The sequence below is a fragment of the Bacillus sp. AFS041924 genome (assembly GCF_002577195.1).
Classification (GTDB): domain Bacteria; phylum Bacillota; class Bacilli; order Bacillales; family Bacillaceae_G; genus Gottfriedia.
The window spans coordinates 1-249 of sequence record NZ_NULG01000044.1 but is presented as its reverse complement, the minus strand read 5'-3'; the positions used below and the strand labels follow the sequence as shown (position 1 = coordinate 249).

Below are 249 nucleotides of genomic sequence, written 5' to 3'. Positions count from 1 at the left end.
ATTGTTTTGTTTAGTTTTGAAGGATTATCCTTCTACTTATAGATATGGGCCTATAGCTCAGCTGGTTAGAGCGCACGCCTGATAAGCGTGAGGTCGATGGTTCGAGTCCATTTAGGCCCACCATATCTTTTCTTTTTTTTATGTCTGGGGCCTTAGCTCAGCTGGGAGAGCGCCTGCCTTGCACGCAGGAGGTCAGCGGTTCGATCCCGCTAGGCTCCACCATTTTTATTTTGTACCTTGAAAACTAGA

2 tRNA genes are annotated in these 249 nt (G+C 46.6%); both read left to right on the top strand.

Features of this window, described 5'->3' with window-relative positions:
* Positions 1-46: 46 nt before the first annotated feature.
* Positions 47-123, top strand: a tRNA-Ile gene (locus tag COC46_RS13225).
* 23 nt (positions 124-146) lie between these two features.
* Positions 147-222, top strand: a tRNA-Ala gene (locus COC46_RS13220).
* The last annotated feature ends 27 nt before the right edge of the window (positions 223-249 follow it).